We start from the raw sequence: 19,341 nt of genomic DNA, 5'->3' as shown, positions 1-19,341 counted from the left end.
CCCGCCGGAGCAGGCCGAGAGTTCGGGGCAGGCCCAGAGTTCGGGGCAGGCCCAGAGTTCGGAGCGGGCCCGAGAGGGCCGACCGGGGAGAGGTGAGGCAATGGCAACGATGGTCGACGTGGCGGCGCACGCCGGGGTGTCCGTGGCGACCGTCTCGCACGTACTCAACGACACGCGCCCCGTGCTGCCCCACACCCGCCAGGCCGTCCTGGACGCCATCGACGCGCTCGGCTACACACCCAACACCCTGGCCCGTTCGCTGGTCACCGCACGCACCCGGTCCATCGGGCTCGCGGTGTCGGCGATCAGCAACCCGTACTTCACGGAGATCCTCCAGGGCGTCGAAGCGGGCGCCCTGGAGCACGGATACGGACTGCTTCTCGCCGATCCGCACGATGATCCCCAGCATGAGCGGAAGGTCGTCCAGCTGCTGCACGAGCGACGCGTCGACGGTCTGATCGTCGCGCCCTCGGCCGATCCGGACGCGCTCCTGCGCTACCTCGGGCAGCGCGACGTGCCGACCGTGTTCCTGGACCGCCTGGTCGAGGCCCCGGCCGACCTCCCCTTCCGCTTCGACCAGGTCTGCGCCGAGAACGCCGAGCCGATGGCCCAGCTGGTCGGGCACCTCGCCGAACGGGGTCACCGACGCATCGGGCTCATCGCGGGCCTGCCCGGGCTCAGCACCACGAACGAGCGGATCTCCGGCTACCGCCACGGCCTCGCGGGCGCCGGGCTCCCGTACGACGAACGGCTCGTGGCACACGGCGACTCCGAGGCGGCGGCGGGCGAACGTGCCACCGACGCCCTCCTGTCCCTGGCGGCACCCCCGACCGCGCTGGTCACCGGAAACAACGCGATGACCATCGGCGCCCTGCGCGCCCTGCGCGAGCGCGGGCTGTCCGTGCCGGACGACCTGGCGCTGTGCTGCTTCGACGACTTCGCCTGGGCGGATCTGTTCGCGCCCCGGCTGACCGCGATCTCCCAGCCCAGCAAGGAGATCGGCGCGCAGGCGGTCCGGCTGCTCCTGGAACGGCTGGACTCGCCGGACCACCCCGCCCGCACCGTGCGGCTCCCCTGTGCCTTCGTCCACCGCACCTCGTGCGGCTGCTCCGAGCCCCCCGGGGCCTCCCGCACCGACCTGAGTCAGAAGAGTCCCGCGAAAGGATCCCTGTCGTGATCGTCGTAGCCGGTGAGGCCCTGATCGACCTGGTACCGCAGGGCGCGGGCGCGCTCGTCGGCCTGCGGCCCGCACGCGGCGGCGGCCCCTACAACACGGCGCTGGCGCTGGGCCGCCTCGGCTCCCCCACCGCCTTCTGCTCCCGGGTCTCGTACGACAGCTTCGGCGAGGCGCTCCTGGACGGGCTGCGCGAGGCGGGCGTCGATGTGTCGTCGGTGCAGCGCGGGACGGAGCCGACGACCCTCGCGGTCGCCTCCATCGACCCGGACGGCTCGGCGGCGTACTCCTTCTACGTCGAGGGCACGGCGGACCGCCTGTTCGCCGCGCCGGACGGCCTCCCGGACGCCACCCGGGCGGTGTCCTTCGGAACCTGCTCACTCGTCCTGGAGCCGGGCGCGAGCGCCTACGAGCAACTGATGCGAACCGCCGCCGCGCGCGGGGTGTTCACCACACTCGACCCGAACATCCGGGCCGGGCTCATCCCCGACGCGGACGCCTACCGGGCCCGCTTCAAGAGCTGGCTGCCGTCGGTGTCACTCCTCAAGCTCTCCGAGGAGGACGCGCTGTGGCTGGGTGGCACCCCGCACGAGTGGCTGGCATCCGGTCCCGCGGCCGTCGTGATCACCCGGGGCGGCGACGGCCTGACGGTGTTCACCCAGGACGGCTCCGTCCACTCCGTGCCCGGTGAGCCGGTCGAGGTCGTGGACACCATCGGCGCCGGAGACACCGTGAACGCGACCCTGCTGCACGGCCTGGCCGCACGCGACGCCCTGTCTCCGGCGGCGCTGGCCGAGCTGGGCCCCGACGGCTGGAGCGAGCTGCTGCGGTTCGCGGCCCGCGCGGCGGCGATCACCTGCTCACGAGCGGGCGCGGAACCTCCGTTCGCCGCGGAACTCGACGCCCCCTGAGGCAAGTGAATCCCCCTGAAACCAAGGCGGTCGACTGCGCAACGGACGGTGCCCCACGGGGAGTTCCCGTGGGGCACCGCACTTTTCGCGACTTGCCGGGCCTGGGCCGGGCGACCGGATCAGGCCTTGCTCGCCCGCGTGGTCTTCTTCGCGGGGGTCACCTTCTTCGTGGCCGCCTTCTTCGTGGCGGTGTTGTTCACGGCCTTCGTGGTCGTCTTCCTGGCCGTCGACTTGGCCGCGACCACCTTCTTGGCCGCCGTCTTGCGGGGCGCCGGTACGGAGGCGGCGTCGCTGATCCGGTCAGCGCCCAGGATCTCGCGCAGGAACTTGCCGGTGTGGCTGGCCGGAACCCCGGCGACCTGCTCGGGCGTGCCCTCGGCGACGACGAGACCTCCGCCGTTGCCTCCCTCGGGGCCCATGTCGACGACCCAGTCGGCGGTCTTGACGACGTCGAGGTTGTGCTCGATGACGATGACCGTGTTGCCCTTGTCGACCAGGCCGGAGAGCACCGTGATCAGCTTGCTGATGTCCTCGAAGTGCAGACCGGTGGTCGGCTCGTCCAGCACGTACACCGTGCGGCCCGTGGAGCGCTTCTGCAGCTCGCTGGCGAGCTTGACGCGCTGGGCCTCGCCGCCGGACAGCGTCGGCGCGGACTGGCCGAGCCGGACGTAGCCGAGACCGACGTCGTTGAGCGTGCGCAGGTGACGCGCGATCGCGGGGACGGCCTCGAAGAAGCCAAGGGCCTCCTCGATCGGCATGTCGAGGACCTCGGAGATGGACTTGCCCTTGTAGTGGACCTCCAGGGTCTCCCGGTTGTAGCGCGCCCCGTGGCAGACCTCGCAGGGGACGTACACGTCCGGCAGGAAGTTCATCTCGATCTTGATGGTGCCGTCGCCCGAGCAGTTCTCGCAGCGACCGCCCTTGACGTTGAAGGAGAAGCGGCCGGGCAGGTAGCCCCGCACCTTCGCCTCTGTGGTCTCGGCGAACAGCTTGCGGACGTGGTCGAAGACTCCGGTGTACGTCGCCGGGTTCGACCGCGGGGTGCGGCCGATGGGCGACTGGTCGACGTGCACGACCTTGTCGACGAGGTCGTCGCCGTCCACGCGCGTGTGCCGCCCGGGAACGTTTCGGGCGCCGTTGAGCTCGCGCGCCAGGTGCGTGTACAGGATGTCGTTGACCAGCGTCGACTTGCCGGAGCCCGAGACACCCGTGACCGCCGTGAGCACGCCCAGCGGGAAGGACACGTCGATGTCCTGGAGGTTGTTCTCACGGGCGCCGTGCACGGTGAGCCTGCGGCTCGGGTCGGCGGGGCGGCGGATGTCCGGGAGCGGGATCTCCCTCTTGCCCGACAGGTACTGGCCGGTCATCGACTCGGCGTTGGCAAGCAGCTCCTTCAAGGGGCCGCTGTGCACGACCTTGCCGCCGTGCTCGCCCGCGCCGGGGCCGATGTCGACGACCCAGTCGGCGACCTTGATGGTGTCCTCGTCGTGCTCCACGACGATGAGCGTGTTGCCCATGTCGCGCAGCCGGACGAGGGTCTCGATCAGCCGGTGGTTGTCGCGCTGGTGCAGACCGATGGAGGGCTCGTCGAGGACGTACAGGACGCCGACGAGTCCGGAGCCGATCTGGGTGGCCAGGCGGATGCGCTGGGCCTCGCCGCCGGAGAGCGTGCCGGCCGCACGGTTGAGCGACAGGTAGTCGAGGCCGACGTCGACCAGGAAGCGCAGCCGTTCGTTGACCTCCTTCAGGACGCGCTCGGCGATCTTCTTGTCCCGCGCGTCGAGTGTCAGCTCGCCCAGGAAGTCCGCACAGTCACTGATCGACATCGCGGAGACCTCCGCGATCGACTTCTCCATGACGGTGACGGCGAGGATGAGCGGCTTGAGGCGGGTGCCCTCACAGGTGGGGCAGGGCACCTCACGCATATAGCCCTCGAAGCGCTCGCGGCTGGCGTCGCTCTCGGACTCGCTGTGCCGCCGCTTGATGAAGGGGACGGCCCCTTCGAAGGGGGTGGTGTAGACACGCTCGCGCCCGTACCGGTTGCGGTAGCGCACCTCGATCTGTGTCTTGTGGCCGTAGAGCAGGGCCTTCTTGGCGCGCTGCGGGAGACCGGCGAAGGGGATGTCGGTCCGGAATCCCAAGGCGTCGGCGAGGGCTCCGACGAGGCGGCCGAAGTAGTCCTTGGTGTGCCCGTGCGACCAGGGGTGGATGGCGCCCTCGTCGAGTGACTTGTCCTCGTCCGGGACGATCAGCTCGGGGTCGACCTCCATGCGCGTCCCGATACCGGTGCACTCGGGGCAGGCGCCGAAGGGCGAGTTGAAGGAGAAGGAGCGGGGCTCCAGCTCCTCGAAGGAGAGGTCGTCGTACGGGCAGTACAGGTGCTCCGAGTACATGCGCTCGCGCTCGGGGTCGTCCTCGGGGAGGTCGACGAAGTCGAGGACGACCATGCCGCCGGAGAGCCCGAGCGCGGTCTCCACGGAGTCGGTGAGACGGCGCTTGGCGGAGTCCTTCACCGTGAGGCGGTCGACGACCACCTCGATGGTGTGCTTCTCCTGCTTCTTCAGCGTGGGCGGCTCGGTGAGCTGGATCGTTTGACCGTCGACCCGGGCCCGGCTGTACCCCTTGGTCTGGAGATCGGCGAAGAGGTCGACGAACTCGCCCTTGCGCTCGCGCACCAGCGGGGACAGCACCTGGAAGCGGCTGCCCTCCGGCAGCTCCAGAACCCTGTCGACAATGGCCTGCGGCGACTGGCGCGTGATGGGGCGGTGGCACTCGGGACAGTGCGGCTTGCCGATGCGCGCGAAGAGCAGACGCAGGTAGTCGTAGACCTCGGTGATGGTGCCGACCGTCGAGCGCGGGTTGCGCGAGGTCGACTTCTGGTCGATGGAGACCGCCGGGGAGAGGCCTTCGATGAAGTCGACGTCCGGCTTGTCCATCTGACCGAGGAACTGCCGGGCGTACGAGGACAGTGACTCCACATAACGCCGCTGTCCCTCGGCGAAGATCGTGTCGAAGGCCAGCGAGGACTTGCCCGACCCCGACAGGCCCGTGAAGACGATGAGCGAGTCGCGCGGGAGGTCGAGCGAGACATTCTTCAGATTGTGCTCGCGCGCTCCACGGACGATGAGACGGTCGGCCACGCCGGTCCGCACCTTTCTTGAGAGAAGTGACAGGGGCCGAGGCCCCCGTCTTTCTCAGACTAGGGGGAGCCACTGACAGCGCCGGTTGCTTTCCCTGGTTCACAACAATCCCGGGCCATCCAGCATGCCCGACGCCACACTCGAGGGTATAGCACGTGCATTCGATTTGCGGGCGCGCCCGACCACCTTCACCCGAACGTGTGCCGGGGCTAGGGTCGGCCGCATGATGGATCATGTGCGCGACCTGGCGTCTGTACGCGACGCGACCGAACGACTGCTCAACGCAGCCGCCGAACTGGACAACGCTTCCGTGGCCGAGCCGTCACGGCTGCCCGGCTGGAGCCGCGGCCATGTGCTCGCCCACCTCGCCCGTAACGCGGACGCGCTCGTGAACGTCCTCGACGGGCGCCCCATGTACGTCTCCGGGGATGCCCGGGACGCCGACATCGAGCGGGACGCGCCGCGCCCCCTGGACGTACAGCTGGCGGACCTGCGGGAAAGCACCGCCCGGTTCCAGAAGGCGGGGGAGGCGCCCGCGGACTGGTCACGCACGGTGGAGCTGCGCAACGGGGTCACGGACTCCGCAGCCCGGGTGCCCTTCCGGCGCTGGGTCGAGGTCGAGCTGCATCACGTGGACCTCGGGGTCGGGTACGAGCTCGAAGATCTTCCGGAGGAGTTCGTGGAACGGGAGATCGAGTTCCTCGCCGATCGCTTCACGGGGCGTCCCGAGGTGCCGTCCACACGGATCACCGACGCCGCGCGCGCGTGGAGCACGGGACGCGACACCGAGGGCCGCCCCGAGGTCACCGTGACCGGTCCCGCGCCGGCGCTGCTCGGCTGGCTCTGCGGCCGACGCGACGGCTCGGGACTGAGCACCGATGGCGGGCCACTCCCCGCGCTCCCCCCGCTATAGGCTGCCGTCATGACGTACAGCGGAGCGGTGAAGGTCGGCGGACCCGCCGATGTGCACGAGCTGCAGAACCTGATGATCTCCAAGGTCGCGGTCGGCCCGATGGACAACAACGCCTATCTGCTGCGGTGCCGGGCCACCGATGAGCAGTTGCTGATCGACGCGGCCAACGACGCCGGCACGCTGCTCACGCTGATCGGTGACGACGGCATCGCGTCCGTCGTCACCACACATCAGCACGGCGACCACTGGCAGGCGCTCGCGGAGGTCGTGGCCGCCACGGGCGCCCGCACCTACGCGGGCCGGGACGACGTCGACGGCATCCCCGTGCCGACCGACGTCCTCGTGGGCGACGGCGACACGATCCGGGTGGGACACGTGGAACTCACCGCGCGCCATCTCGTGGGGCACACGCCGGGCTCGATCGCCCTCGTCTACGACGACCCGCACGGGCACCCGCACGTGTTCACCGGGGACTGTCTCTTCCCCGGCGGCGTGGGCAACACCCGCAAGGACCCGAAGGCGTTCGCCAGCCTCATCCACGACGTCGAGACGAAGATCTTCGACGTACTGTCGGACGAGACCTGGGTCTACCCGGGGCACGGCAACGACACGACGCTGGGCGCCGAGCGGCCGCACCTTCCGGAGTGGCACGCGCGCGGCTGGTGACGCGGGGTCGTATGACGAACCCCGACCGGTCCGGGTCGTATGACGAACCCCGACCGGTCCGGGCCATGTGATGCCCCCGGCCGGGGGGCGTGAACTCCGCGAACGCGCGCCCCGTGTGAATAAAGCGCACGCGCCGGTGCCCCGCGCGCGCTCCCGGCGCGCGCGGTGGCGCAGTCCACTGGAGGCAGCCCCGCTCAGGTTGACGGCTCCTGACGCGGAACGGGCCGCCGGCCTGTCGATCCCCGCCCTCGGCCGGCGGCCCCGGCGAAATCCCCGGTGGGACGATCGGCCGACTCCTCGGTACGACCGCCACGAGGGCCTTCGGTAAGACAATCGTCCAGGCTTCTCATCGAGCGTTCACGGGATCGCAACACACGTTCCCACTATGCGGATATTCGCCGCTGTGACCTGGACAAACGGCATGCCGCACTGCCACTCTCCCGCCATGCATCTCGCCCAACGCACCCTGCGCCGCGCCGCGTCCGCCGCCACTGTCGCCCTGCTCGCCGTCGCCGTGGGCTGTGCCCCGCAGCCGGAGGACAAAGCCTCCGCGAAGGGCTCCGGGACAACCGGGGAAGCCTGCGCGAAGGGCGCGTTGGGCACCCGGACGTCCGGCAAGCTGACCATCGCGACCGACGAGCCCGCTTACGAGCCGTGGTTCAAGGACGACAAGCCCGCGAACGGCCAGGGCTTCGAGTCCGCGGTCGCGTACGCCGTGGCCAAGCAGCTCGGCTACGACAAGAGCGACGTCGTCTGGCAGACCGTCCCCTTCAACAAGGCCTTCGCGCCCGGCGCGAAGACCTTCGACTTCGACATCAACCAGGTGTCGATCAGCGCCGAGCGCAAGAAGGCGGTCGACTTCTCGTCCGGCTACTACGACGTCCGCCAGGCCGTCATCGCGCTCAAGGGCTCCAAGGCCGCGAGGGCGAAGAGCATCGCGGACCTCAAGGGCGTCAAGCTGGGCGCCCAGGTCGGCACCACCAGCCTGAACTACATCGACGACGTGGTGAAGCCGACCCAGCAGCCGGCCGCGTACGCGAAGAACGACCAGGCCAAGTCCGCGCTGAAGAACGGCCAGATCGACGCCATCGTGGTGGACCTGCCGACCGCGTTCTACATCACGGCGGCCGAGGTGACCGACGCCAGGATCGTCGGACAGTTCGAGAACACCGGCGGCACGCCCGAACAGTTCGGACTCGTCCTCGACAAGGGCAGCGCCCTGACCTCGTGCGTGACGAAGGCCGTGGACGCCCTGCGCCAGGACGGCACGCTCGCCTCGATCGAGAAGCAGTGGCTGTCCGAGGCCGTCGACGCTCCGGTGCTCAAGTGACCGTCACCAAGGCGGAGTCGGGAGAGGAGCCCGGAAAGGACTCCGGCGAGGGCGACATGCCCGAGACGTACGTCCCGTCGCGGCGCCGGATCGAACGGGAGCGCCACAAGCGCGCCCGCGCCCGCCGCGCGACGGCGATCGCCGCGCTGTCCACCCTGGTCACCGGCGTCGTGCTGTACCTCGTCGTCGTCAACGCGCCCGGCTGGTCGCGCACCAAGGAGACGTTCTTCAACGGGCAGTACGCGCGCGAGGCGTTCCCCAAGGTCCTCGAAGGGCTGTGGCTGAACGTACGGCTGCTCCTGATATGCGGCGTCGCGGTCCTCGTCCTGGGCATGCTGATCGCCATCGCCCGCACCCTGCGCGGCCCGGTGTTCTTCCCCGTGCGGGCGCTGGCCGCCGCGTACACGGACTTCTTCCGCGGCCTCCCCCTCATCATCAACCTGATGATCGTGGTCCTGGGCGTCCCCGCGCTGCGGCTGCAGGGCGTCACCGTGGACCCGGTCCTGTTGGGCGGTACGGCGCTGACACTGACGTACTCGGCCTACGTCGCCGAGGTGTTCCGCGCCGGCATCGAGTCCATCCACCCCTCGCAGCGCGCCGCGGCCCGCTCGCTGGGGCTCACCAACCGGCAGGCCCTGCGCTACGTCGTTCTCCCCCAGGCGGTACGCCGTCAGGTGCCGCCGCTCCTCAACGACCTGGTGTCCCTCCAGAAGGACACCGGGCTCGTGTCGATCGGCGGCGCGGTCGACGCGGTGCGCGCCGCCGACATCATCGTGGGCCGCAGCCTCAACTACACGCCGTACATCGTCGCGGGACTGGTGTTCGTCGCGCTGACCATCCCGATGACCCGCTTCACGGACTGGATCACGGCCCGGATGGACCGTCAGCGCGCCCAGAGAGGGACCATATGACCGGCACACCGGTGCTGCGGATGGAGTCCGTCCGCAAGACCTTCGGCGACGCGGTCGTGTTGCGGGACGTCGACCTGGAGGTCGCCCCGCACACGGTGACCGCCCTGATCGGCGCCTCCGGCTCCGGCAAGTCGACCCTGCTGCGCTGCGCGAACCTGCTCGATGAGATCGACGACGGCGCGATCTGGCTGGACGGCGAGGAGATCACCGACCCACGGGCCGACCAGGATGCCGTACGCCGTCGGATCGGCGTGGTCTTCCAGGCGTACAACCTCTTCCCGCACATGACCGTGCTGGAGAACATCACACTCGCCCCGCGCCGTGTGCACGGTGTGGGCCGCGAGGAGGCCGAGGCACACGCGCGTGAACTGCTCGACCGGCTCGGTCTCGGCGCCAAGGCGGGCGAGTACCCCGACCGGCTGAGCGGCGGCCAGCAGCAACGGGCCGCGATCGTCCGCGCCTTGGCCGTACGCCCCCGGCTGCTGCTCCTCGACGAGATCACCGCCGCCCTCGACCCGGAACTCGTGGGCGAGGTCCTGTCCGTCGTCCGGGACCTGAAGGACGAGGGCATGACCATGGTGCTGGCCACGCACGAGATGGGCTTCGCCCGCGAGGTCGCCGACCAGGTGTGCTTCCTGGACGGCGGTGTGGTCCTCGAACGCGGCACGGCCCAGGAGCTCTTCGGGCGCCCGCGACAGGAGCGCACCCAGCGGTTCCTGCGCCGGATCGTGGAGGCGGGGCGGCTCTGAGTCAGGCTTCCGCCTGCCCCGTCCCCGCCAACGCGGCGACCCGCTCCACCGCGAACGCGTATCCCTGCACCCCGCACCCCGCGATGACCCCGTCGGCCCGCCGCGAGACGTACGAGTGGTGCCGGAACTCCTCGCGCTGGTGGATGTTGGAGATGTGGACCTCCACCACCGGAAGGCCGTCGCAGGCGTTGAGCGCGTCCAGGATCGCGACGGAGGTGTGCGAGTACGCGGCCGGGTTGATCACGATCCCGGCATGGTTCAGGCGTGCCTCGTGGATCCAGTCCACCAGCTCGCCCTCGTGGTTGGACTGACGGAAGTCCACCGTGCCGCCGTGTGCGGCGGCCGCCTTGGCACACAGGGCCGCCACGTCCGCGAGCGTGTCCGAGCCATAGATCTCCGGCTGACGCTGCCCGAGAAGGTTCAGATTGGGCCCGTTGAGGATCATGATCGGGGCGTTGGCGAGGGTGCGGGGCACGGTTCCTCCGGTCCTTCCAGATCTGCCGGCCCGTCGAGGACCGCTGCTGCGACCCGGTCTATCACGGCCCGGCGCGGCGGTGACGGCCCGTCCATTCCGTGATGCGGCCCCCTCCGGGCCGTACGAGGCCGGGCTGCCCCGGCGCATCACGAACGACCTCCGACGCGCACCCTGCTCCCGCGCGCCCCCGTAACCGTCCGTCACCGTGGGTAGTTGACGCGGCATGCACGACGTACGCACCGTAAGGGCGCCCTCCATGCTCCGCCTCGCGGCCGCCTCGCTCGCCGGGACCGCCATCGAGTTCTACGACTTCTTCGTCTACGGGACCGCGGCCGCCCTGGTCCTGGGACCATTGTTCTTCCCGACCTTCTCACCGCTCGCGGGGACCCTGGCGGCCTTCGCGACGTTCGGCGTCGGGTTCGTCGCCCGCCCGCTCGGCTCGGTGCTGTTCGGGCACATCGGGGACCGGCGCGGACGGCGGCCGGTGCTCGTCGCCTCGCTGTTGCTGACCGGCGCCGCGACCGTCGCGGTCGGATGCGTGCCGACGTACGACTCGATCGGTACCGCCGCTCCCCTGCTCCTTCTTGTGCTGCGTTTCCTGCAGGGGCTCGGGCTCGGCGGGGAGTGGGGCGGGGCGGTGCTGCTGACCGCGGAGCACGCGCCCGCCGAACGGCGCGCCCTGTGGTCGAGCTTCCCGCAGATCGGCCCCTCCGTGGGGTTCGTGCTGGCCAACGGCGTGATGCTGATGCTGTCGGCGACGCTGTCCGACGCGCAGTTCGCGGCATGGGGGTGGCGGGTGCCGTTCTGGGCGGCGGGCGTACTCGCGGCGGCGGGACTGTGGCTGCGCAGCTCTCTCGCGGAGAGCCCCAGCTTCCTGGAAATGGAGGACCACGCGCGCGTGCCGCTCGCCGAGGTGGTGCGCGACCACTGGCGGCTCGTCCTGCTGACGGCCGGCGGGCTCGCGGTCGGTTACGCCGTGTTCTACGCGGTGACGACCTGGGCGCTCGCCTACGGCGTCGAGCGGCTCGGGGTGAGCCGTACCGTCATGCTGTCCTGCATCATGGCGGCCGTGGTGGTGAAGGGCTCCCTGACGCCCTTGGTGGCCCTCCTGGGCGACCGCTACGGACGGCGGCCGCTGTGCCTGGCGGGATGTACGGCCATCGCACTGTGGATGTTCCCGATGATCGCGCTGCTGTCGACCGGCGAACCCCTGTTGATGTTCCTGGGCTTCCTGGTGGCGCTGCTCGCGTTCATCATGATGTTCGCCGTGATCGCCGCGTACCTCCCCGAGTTGTACGAGCCTCGGGTGCGCTGCACGGGGGCGGCGGTGGGCTACAACCTGGGCGGGGTCCTGGGCGGCGCGCTCACCCCCATCGTGGCGACGGCTGTGGCCGAGGGAGAACGGGTGCCCTGGGGTGTGGCGGCGTATCTGACGGGGATCGCTCTGTTCAGCCTCGGGTGCTTCGCGCTGCTGCCGGAAACGCGGCCGGTGTCCAGGGTGGCTGTCGCGCCCGCCACCGAGTGACTGGCGCCCGGGGAGAGAGTGAGCCCCCTTTCCCCGGTCGGCGTCGGCCAGGAGGTTGGCCAGGAGGCGACCAGGGGTCGGCTAGGGGTTGACCGCCAGCTCCAGGTACGCCGCGAACACCACCAGATGCACGCCTCCCTGAAGGGGCGTCGCACGTCCGGGGACGACCGTCAGGGAGCTCACGACCACCGTGAGCGCGAGCAGCACCATATGGGTGGATCCCAGGCCGAGTACGAGCGGTCCGGAGAGCCAGACGGACGCCAGGGCGACCGCGGGAATCGTCAGGCCGATGCTGGCCATCGCGGAGCCGAGGGCGAGGTTCAGACTGGTCTGCACCCGGTCGCGGCGGGCCGACCGGACCGCGGCGATGGTCTCCGGCAGCAGCACGAGCAGCGCGATGATCACACCGACCACGGACTGCGGCATACCGGCCGCCTCCACGCCCGACTCGATGGTGGGCGACACGCCCTTGGCGAGGCCGACCACTCCGACGAGGGCCAGGGCGAGCAGTCCCAGGCTGATCCCGGTGGCACGGGTGGACGGGGTGCCCGCGTGCTCGTCCACGTCGATCACCTCGCCCAGACGGGTGATCGGGAGGAAGTAGTCGCGGTGCCGCACGGTCTGGGTCGTCACGAACAGGCCGTACAGGACGAGCGAGGCGAGCGCGGCGAAGGTGAGCTGGGCCGTGGAGAACTCCGGGCCCGGCTTGCTGGTGGTGAAGGTCGGGAAGACCAGGCTGAGCGTGGCCAGTGTCGCGACGGTCGCCAGGGCGGCGCCGGTGCCCTCCGCGTTGAAGACGGCGAGCCCGTGGCGCAGGGAGGCGACGAGCAGGCACAGTCCGACGATGCCGTTGCATGTGATCATCACGGCCGCGAACACCGTGTCACGGGCGAGTGTGGCGCTCTTGGCACCGCCGTCCGCCATCAGGGTGACGATGAGGGCCACTTCGATGATCGTGACGGCGACGGCCAGGACGAGGGACCCGAAGGGTTCGCCGACCCGGTGTGCGATCACCTCGGCGTGGTGGACCGCGGCCAGCACCGCCCCGGCCAGGACCAGGGTCACCAGTGCGACGATCGCGCCGGGCAGGTCGCGTCCCCAGGTGAAGGCCAGCAGGACTACCGCGATCACGGGCACGACGGCCGTCCACCGTGTCAGGAGTGACCGGAGCCGAACGATCATGCAGTGATCGTCGCAGGCGCGGACCGGCCCCGCATTCCGATGGTCGCCCGAGCGGATACGGGGCGGGGCGCGCGTCCTTGCGTCGCGCACCCCGCCCCGGGGCGGTTGTTGCCGCCTCCGACGTGATCAGACGTCGATGCTGTTCGTCGGGGACTTCGGGGACTTCGAGGTCTCCGACGCTCCTTCGGACGCTTCCAGCGCCGCCTGCTTCTTGGACGCGATCAGGCTGGTGATCGTCGTGACGACCAGGACCGCGCAGATCACTCCGAGCGAGACCGGGATGGAGATCTCGGGAACGTGGACGCCGGACTCGTGCAGCGCGTGCAGCACCAGCTTGACGCCGATGAAGCCGAGGATGACGGACAGGCCGTAGCTGAGGTGGACCAGCTTCCTGAGCAGGCCGCCGATGAGGAAGTACAGCTGGCGCAGACCCATCAGCGCGAACGCGTTGGCCGTGAAGACGATGTACGGGTCCTGGGTCAGGCCGAAGATCGCGGGGATGGAGTCGAGCGCGAAGAGCACGTCGGTGGTACCGATCGCGAGCATCACGACCAGCATCGGCGTCATGACGCGCTTGCCGTTCTGCTCGATCCACAGCTTGGTGCCGTGATAGCGGTCGGCCACGCCGAAGCGCCTCTCGGCGGCCTTGAGCAGCTTGTTCTCCTCGAACTCCTCCTCCGGCTCGTCGGCCCGCGCCTCCTGGATCAGCTTCCAGGCCGTGTAGATGAGGAACGCGCCGAATATGTAGAAGACCCAGGCGAAGTTGGAGATGATCGCGGCGCCCGCGGCGATGAAGATCGTGCGCAGGACGAGCGCTATGAGGACGCCGACGAGAAGTACCCGCTGCTGGTACTGCGTCGGCACGGCGAACTTCGCCATGATCAGGACGAAGACGAAGAGGTTGTCGACGCTCAGCGACTTCTCGGTGATGTAGCCGGCGAAGAACTCGCCCGCGGGCTGGCCGCCGGAGAGGACGAGCAGTCCCAGGCCGAACAGTCCGGCCAGGGCGATCCAGACGATCGTCCAGATTCCGGCTTCCTTGATCGATACGTCGTGCGGCTTGCGGCCGATGAAGAAGTCGAGCGCGATGAGGGCGGCGAGGCCCACGATCGTGAGGACCCAAAGGGTCACGGAAACATCCACTGCGCCTCCGGCAGTCGTAACGGCAAATACCAGCGTCATCGCTGCTGGAGGTCTCTTCCACCCGCGACCGGTGCGACGCGTGATGCGTCCGCGGTCCGCGGGCCGACGCCCCGGGATCTGGTCAGATCCGTATTGACGGGTACGTCGCTATAGGTAGGGAGTACTCCCCTCCGTGCGGAAAACAGTACCTGAAACACCAAGGAAAGGTAAAGCGATTAGTAAAAGAAAGGCCAAACTCCCTGGTCAAACAGCTTTACTGATGCTTGACAAAGCGCTCCGCGGGTCAGCGGTTCCACGAGCGGCGGGCCGCCGCCACCTGGGAGAGCACCTGCTGGAGCACCTGACTGCCCGGCGGGACGAGCGCGGGCTCGTACGTCCAGGCATGCCCCACCCACGGATCGGCGAGATGGTCGTCGGGCACGGGGGTGATTCGCAACAGCGAACGCCAGAGAGGATCGAGCAGCGGCCCGTAGGCGGCGGCGTCCTCCCGGTCCGCGACCATCATCAGATGGACGCCGACGGCCGGTCCCTCGTCCGCGAGATAGCGCAACCCCGTCACGGCGCGGTCGTCGAAACCGTGCGGGAAGTCGTTGACGATCAGCAGCTGTTCGGCGGTGTCGAGGTCCGGCGGTAGCGAGTCGGCCACTCCGCCGCGCACCGCCATCTGGACCAGATCGACCCGCTGGGTGAGCCGGGCCAGCACCTCGCCCACCCCCGCGGCGCCGGCGGCGGGCGGACCGTCGAGGACTCCGGAACGCACCAGCGGCGCGAGGGACGAGGCTCCCGAACCGGCAGGGTCGATCACATGCACCGTGAACTCGCCCGCGGGGTAGGCGGCGAGCAGCCGGGCGGCGTGCGCCACCGCCGTGTCCATGGCAAGGCGGCGCAGTTCGTCGGAGTCGGCGAGCGGGTCGTCGAGGCCGGCCCGTCCGCTGTCGATCCACAGGCCGCGTTCGAGCGGGAGCCGGACCAGCATCGGGATGCTCAGGCCCTCGCTCTCGGGCAGCCGGAGATCACCGAGACGCAGGGCCATGGGGATCTCCATGGGTACCCGGTAGCCGTGCCAGACCGGGTTGTCCCAGGCTGCGTACGCCGCGGGCAGCGCGGGCTCCACCACCTCGGCCTCGGCAGCGAGTTGGGCGAGGTCCCGGTCGAGCGCGGCGCGGGCCTGGTCCACCAGACCCGCGCGCTTGGCCTGGGCCGCCTCACGCGCGGCGTCGCCCTGCCCGCCGATCCTGCTGCGCGGATCGGACAGGACCTTGTCGAGCTCCTGCTCCATGCGCGAGTCGGCGAAGTCGACGGCGCTGCGATACGCGGCCGTGGTGCGCGCCAGGTCCTCGAACATGCCCCACACCTGGCTGTAGAGCCGCTCCTCCATGGACCAGCCGGTCGCGTCACCGGCGACGGGCCGCGCGGGCTGCCCGGGCGCGGTCGGAGTTGCGGTCGGCGGAGGCGGGGGCGGCGCGGCGGTCTGCCGGCCGGGGTGGCTGTAGTCGACCGGGCCGCCCGTGGCGGCGGACGACTGGGTGACGGCGGAGGGGTCGGGCTGCGCGAGGCCCGCCGGGTAGCCCGTCTGCGGGACCGTCGCGCCTTGCGGACCCGGCGCGTCGTACGGGGACTGCGGCGGTACGCTCCCGGAGGCGCCCGGGCGCCCGGCGTACGGCTGGTCCGGTCCCGAGGCCGAGGCCGCCGCCTGTCGTGAGCGGTCCGTGTCCGCCGTCCGCGGCGGGGGTGCCGCCACCGAGCGGGCCAGCCCTTGGGCCACCGCTTCGTCGATGCCGCCCGCGAGCTGCTGGGCCTCGGGCAGGCCCTGGTCGGTGAGGAGTTCGGCGAGGCCGCCCGCGTACCCCTGGCCGACCGCGCGTACCTTCCAGGCGCCCTGTCTGCGGTAGAGCTCCAGCGCGACGACGGCCGACTCCGTGTCCAGGCCGGTGATGGTGTAGCTGGCGACCTCGGAGCCGTCGAGGCCGGTGACGGCGACGAAGGGGGCGGCGACGGCCCCGAACCGGACAGGGCCGCCGACACCGGTCGGCAGTGCGAGCAGCACGCTGACGCGGTGCACGGTCCCCGGCAGGGCGTCCAGGTCGAACGCGAGGCGGTGGTCGGCCGCCGCCTGCTTGGATACCTCGAGCCCTGGCAGGGTGGGTGCGCCGGGGTGAGCCACCCATTCGACGCCCCGCACCCTGCCCTGCTCGTCGCTGAGCGTGGCCCCGGCCACGACCGGCCGACCGGCCGATACGCGGACCTCAAGACGGGCCTGGGAGAGCGGGTGGTTCTGCCCCCGGACCAGCTCGGCCGTCATCGCCTTGTCCCCCCGTGTCGCTTCGTGTGCCGGGCGCCGCGCTGCCTACAGGTGCGGCAGGATCGCGGGCATCAGGTCCTGGAAGGTGCGGCCGTTGGCCGGTGTGCCCAGGGCCGTCATCTGCCAGCCGGGGCCCGCGCGGTGCACCTTCGCCATGATCTGCGCCGTGTACTGGCCGCCGCCCGCGAGCGTGTAACGGGCGAGCTCCTGGCCGTTGGTCTCGTCGACCAGACGGCAGAACGCGTTCTGCACTTCCTGGAACGTCTGGCCGGTGAAGGAGTTCACGGTGAAGATGATCTGGTCGATGTGGACCGGGACGCGCTGCAGGTCGACGAGGATCGCCTCGTCGTCGCCACCCTGGCCCACGCCACCGACCAGGTTGTCACCGGTGTGCCGTACGGAGCCGTCGTCGCTGACGAGGTGACGGAAGAACACCACGTCGACGGGCTGCTTGTCCGCGAACAGCACGGCGGACGCGTCGAGGTCGATCTCCCGGGTGCGCGAGCCGAACAGCCCGCGCCGGGGAGCCGCCTGCCAGCCGAGCCCCATGCGCACCGCGGTCAGGGTGCCCCCGTCGTTCTTCTGCAGACTGATGGCCTGCCCCTTGGTCATGTTGACCGTCACGCGCTGTTCCCCTCTCGAGCTGTCCCCTGTTGCCGCGGAATCCGCGGATGTCCAGAACCCTACGCAGCGCCGCCGACCGTGCCGAACCCTAGAGCGCGCTTTGTGTCGGTGTTGCAACACAGTGCGTATCCGCCGAGGTCCGGCATGGTCCGTGGGGGCCTCAGGCCAGGCCCGCCTCCTTCATCTGGCGCAGCTCCTTCTTCATCTCCGAGACCTCGTCACGCAGCCGCGCCGCGATCTCGAACTGGAGGTCGGCCGCGGCCGCCCGCATCCGCTCCGTCATCTCCTCGATCTGCTCGGTGAGTTCGGCCGCGGGGCGGTCGGTCGGCACCGTCTCCTTGGCCTTGCCCTTGGCGGACCTGGCCGCCTTGCCGCCGAGCGAGGGCACGGGGGCCTTGGCTCCCTTGCCGTCCTTGCCCTTGCGGTATCCGGAGCCGAGCAGCTGCTCCGTGTCGACGTCCTCGCGGGCGATCTGCGCCACGATGTCGTTGATCTTCTTGCGGAGGGGCTGCGGGTCGATGCCCCTCTCCTCGTTGTACGCGACCTGCTTCTCCCGGCGGCGGTTGGTCTCCTCGATGGCCTTCTCCATCGCCGGGGTGATCCGGTCGGCGTACATGTGTACCTGGCCGGAGACATTGCGCGCCGCGCGGCCGATGGTCTGGATCAGCGACGTACCCGAACGCAGGAAGCCCTCCTTGTCGGCGTCGAGGATCGACACCAGGGAGACCTCCGGCAGGTCGAGGCCCTCACGCAGCAGGTTGATGCCGACCAGGACGTCGAACTCGCCGGCGCGCAGCTCGCGCAGCAGCTCGACGCGGCGCAGGGTGTCGACGTCGCTGTGCAGATAGCGCACCTGGATGCCGAGCTCCAGGAAGTAGTCGGTGAGGTCCTCGGCCATCTTCTTGGTGAGCGTGGTGACCAGGACGCGCTCGTCCTTCTCGGTGCGCACCCGGATCTCGTGCACCAGGTCGTCGATCTGGCCCTCGGTGGGCTTGACGACGACCTCGGGGTCGATCAGGCCGGTGGGACGGATGATCTGCTCGACGAAGCCGTCCCCACGGGAGAGCTCGTACTTGCCCGGGGTCGCCGACAGATAGACGGTCTGGCCGATGCGCTCCTGGAACTCCTCCCACTTCAGGGGGCGGTTGTCCAGGGCGGAGGGCAGTCGGAAGCCGTGGTCGACGAGGGTGCGCTTGCGGGAGGCGTCGCCCTCGTACATGGCGCCGATCTGCGGGACGGTGTTGTGCGACTCGTCGATGACGAGCAGGAAGTCGTCGGGGAAGTAGTCGATCAGCGTGTTCGGCGGGGAGCCGGGTTCACGGCCGTCGAAGTGCATCGAGTAGTTCTCGACGCCGGAGCAGGAGCCGATCTGGCGAAGCATCTCCAGGTCGTACGTCGTACGCATGCGCAGGCGCTGGGCCTCCAGGAGCTTGCCCTGCTTCTCCAGCTCGGCGAGGCGCTCCCCCAGTTCCTTCTCGATGTCGTTGACCGCGCGCTCCATGCGCTCGGGGCCGGCCACGTAGTGGGACGCCGGGAAGACGTAGACCTGGTTGTCGTCGCTGATGACCTCACCGGTGAGCGGGTGCAGCGTGGAGAGTGCCTCGATCTCGTCGCCGAACATCTCGATACGGACGGCGAGTTCCTCGTAGACCGGGAAGATCTCGATGGTGTCGCCGCGGACGCGGAAGGTGCCGCGGGCGAACGCCACGTCGTTGCGCGTGTACTGGATGTCGACGAAGCGGCGCAGCAGGTCGTCGCGGTCGATCTCGTCGCCGACCTTGAGGCTGACCATCCGGTCGACGTACTCCTGCGGCGTGCCGAGGCCGTAGATGCAGGAGACCGAGGCGACCACCACGACGTCGCGGCGGGTGAGCAGCGAGTTGGTCGCGGAGTGGCGCAGGCGCTCGACCTCCTCGTTGATCGAGGAGTCCTTCTCGATGTAGGTGTCCGACTGCGGGACGTAGGCCTCGGGCTGGTAGTAGTCGTAGTACGAGACGAAGTACTCGACCGCGTTGTTCGGCAGCAGCTCGCGGAACTCGTTGGCCAGCTGGGCGGCCAGTGTCTTGTTCGGTGCCATGACGAGCGTGGGGCGCTGGAGCTTCTCGATCATCCACGCGGTGGTGGCGGACTTGCCGGTGCCGGTCGCGCCCAGCAGGACGACGTCCTTCTCACCCGCGCGGATGCGCTTTTCCAGGTCGGCGATGGCCGCCGGCTGGTCACCGCTCGGCTGGTAGGGGCTGACGACCTCGAAGGGCGCCACCGAACGTTCGATCTTTGATACGGGCCGCATGGGTTC

15 protein-coding genes are annotated in these 19,341 nt (G+C 69.9%); 8 read left to right on the top strand and 7 right to left on the bottom strand.

Features of this window, described 5'->3' with window-relative positions; genetic code table 11:
• Positions 1-100 precede the first annotated feature (100 nt).
• On the top strand, positions 101-1,177 hold the full coding sequence (locus OG819_RS24455) for a LacI family DNA-binding transcriptional regulator (protein ID WP_266623874.1): 1,077 nt from the start codon (positions 101-103) through the stop codon (positions 1,175-1,177).
• A complete protein-coding gene (locus OG819_RS24450) occupies positions 1,174-2,085 on the top strand; it encodes a carbohydrate kinase (RefSeq protein ID WP_266623875.1) in 912 nt (303 codons plus the stop codon). The genes OG819_RS24455 and OG819_RS24450 overlap by 4 nt, the downstream gene beginning before the upstream one ends.
• A gap of 119 nt (positions 2,086-2,204) precedes the next feature.
• On the opposite strand, the gene uvrA is transcribed toward OG819_RS24450, so the two are convergent.
• Entirely contained in the window at positions 2,205-5,225 is a 3,021-nt protein-coding gene (gene uvrA / locus OG819_RS24445) for an excinuclease ABC subunit UvrA (protein WP_266623877.1), read from the bottom strand.
• A gap of 223 nt (positions 5,226-5,448) precedes the next feature.
• On the opposite strand from uvrA, the gene OG819_RS24440 reads away from it, so the two are divergent.
• The 5 genes from OG819_RS24440 (at position 5,449) to OG819_RS24420 (ending at position 9,794) form a co-directional block, all read left to right on the top strand.
• Positions 5,449-6,138: a maleylpyruvate isomerase family mycothiol-dependent enzyme gene (locus tag OG819_RS24440; protein ID WP_266623879.1), complete on the top strand. Its 690-nt coding sequence runs from the start codon at positions 5,449-5,451 to the stop codon at positions 6,136-6,138.
• A 9-nt stretch (positions 6,139-6,147) separates the two neighbouring features.
• Positions 6,148-6,804 carry an MBL fold metallo-hydrolase gene (locus tag OG819_RS24435; protein ID WP_266651159.1) on the top strand — a complete coding sequence of 219 codons (657 nt, stop codon included), beginning with the start codon at positions 6,148-6,150 and terminating at the stop codon, positions 6,802-6,804.
• 445 nt (positions 6,805-7,249) lie between these two features.
• A complete protein-coding gene (locus tag OG819_RS24430; RefSeq protein ID WP_266623892.1) occupies positions 7,250-8,134 on the top strand; it encodes an ABC transporter substrate-binding protein in 885 nt (294 codons plus the stop codon).
• Positions 8,131-9,045, top strand: a complete 915-nt coding sequence (locus OG819_RS24425; RefSeq protein WP_266651158.1) for an amino acid ABC transporter permease — start codon at positions 8,131-8,133, stop codon at positions 9,043-9,045. The genes OG819_RS24430 and OG819_RS24425 overlap by 4 nt, the downstream gene beginning before the upstream one ends.
• Positions 9,042-9,794, top strand: coding sequence for an amino acid ABC transporter ATP-binding protein (locus OG819_RS24420; protein ID WP_323139359.1), 753 nt, complete (start codon positions 9,042-9,044; stop codon positions 9,792-9,794). Before OG819_RS24425 ends, OG819_RS24420 begins: the two co-directional genes overlap by 4 nt.
• A gap of 1 nt (position 9,795) precedes the next feature.
• On the opposite strand, the gene aroQ is transcribed toward OG819_RS24420, so the two are convergent.
• Positions 9,796-10,269: a type II 3-dehydroquinate dehydratase gene (gene aroQ, locus OG819_RS24415; protein WP_266415188.1), complete on the bottom strand. Its 474-nt coding sequence runs from the start codon at positions 10,267-10,269 to the stop codon at positions 9,796-9,798.
• Positions 10,270-10,492: 223 nt separating this feature from the next.
• On the opposite strand from aroQ, the gene OG819_RS24410 reads away from it, so the two are divergent.
• Positions 10,493-11,794 carry an MFS transporter gene (locus OG819_RS24410; RefSeq protein WP_266651157.1) on the top strand — a complete coding sequence of 434 codons (1,302 nt, stop codon included), beginning with the start codon at positions 10,493-10,495 and terminating at the stop codon, positions 11,792-11,794.
• Between the two features lie 81 nt (positions 11,795-11,875).
• Here OG819_RS24410 and OG819_RS24405 read toward each other — a convergent pair whose 3' ends face one another.
• From OG819_RS24405 to uvrB, 5 genes are all read right to left on the bottom strand, one after another.
• Complete coding sequence (locus OG819_RS24405) at positions 11,876-12,976, bottom strand: calcium:proton antiporter (protein WP_266623897.1); 1,101 nt, start codon at positions 12,974-12,976, stop codon at positions 11,876-11,878.
• A 126-nt stretch (positions 12,977-13,102) separates the two neighbouring features.
• Positions 13,103-14,119, bottom strand: a complete 1,017-nt coding sequence (locus tag OG819_RS24400) for a TerC family protein (RefSeq protein ID WP_266651156.1) — start codon at positions 14,117-14,119, stop codon at positions 13,103-13,105.
• A 283-nt stretch (positions 14,120-14,402) separates the two neighbouring features.
• Complete coding sequence (locus OG819_RS24395; protein WP_266651155.1) at positions 14,403-16,421, bottom strand: TerD family protein; 2,019 nt, start codon at positions 16,419-16,421, stop codon at positions 14,403-14,405.
• 45 nt (positions 16,422-16,466) lie between these two features.
• Positions 16,467-17,045 (bottom strand): TerD family protein, encoded by a 579-nt coding sequence (locus OG819_RS24390; RefSeq protein WP_054235941.1) that lies wholly within the window; start codon positions 17,043-17,045, stop codon positions 16,467-16,469.
• 160 nt (positions 17,046-17,205) lie between these two features.
• Complete coding sequence (gene uvrB, locus OG819_RS24385; RefSeq protein WP_266623904.1) at positions 17,206-19,335, bottom strand: excinuclease ABC subunit UvrB; 2,130 nt, start codon at positions 19,333-19,335, stop codon at positions 17,206-17,208.
• Positions 19,336-19,341: the final 6 nt, after the last annotated feature.

This window comes from Streptomyces sp. NBC_01549, from assembly GCF_026339955.1.
In the GTDB taxonomy this organism is placed as follows: domain Bacteria; phylum Actinomycetota; class Actinomycetes; order Streptomycetales; family Streptomycetaceae; genus Streptomyces.
This window is presented reverse-complemented; position numbering and strand designations above follow the sequence as displayed.

Coding starts and splice junctions, on each gene's coding strand:
- OG819_RS24440 (WP_266623879.1), top strand. CDS start 5,449: ATGATGGATCATGTGCGCGACCTGGCGTCTGTACGCGACGCGACCGAA.
- OG819_RS24410 (WP_266651157.1), top strand. CDS start 10,493: ATGCACGACGTACGCACCGTAAGGGCGCCCTCCATGCTCCGCCTCGCG.
- OG819_RS24455 (WP_266623874.1), top strand. CDS start 101: ATGGCAACGATGGTCGACGTGGCGGCGCACGCCGGGGTGTCCGTGGCG.
- OG819_RS24395 (WP_266651155.1), bottom strand. CDS start 16,421: ATGACGGCCGAGCTGGTCCGGGGGCAGAACCACCCGCTCTCCCAGGCC.
- OG819_RS24430 (WP_266623892.1), top strand. CDS start 7,250: ATGCATCTCGCCCAACGCACCCTGCGCCGCGCCGCGTCCGCCGCCACT.
- OG819_RS24405 (WP_266623897.1), bottom strand. CDS start 12,976: ATGATCGTTCGGCTCCGGTCACTCCTGACACGGTGGACGGCCGTCGTG.
- uvrB (WP_266623904.1), bottom strand. CDS start 19,335: ATGCGGCCCGTATCAAAGATCGAACGTTCGGTGGCGCCCTTCGAGGTC.
- OG819_RS24420 (WP_323139359.1), top strand. CDS start 9,042: ATGACCGGCACACCGGTGCTGCGGATGGAGTCCGTCCGCAAGACCTTC.
- OG819_RS24435 (WP_266651159.1), top strand. CDS start 6,148: ATGACGTACAGCGGAGCGGTGAAGGTCGGCGGACCCGCCGATGTGCAC.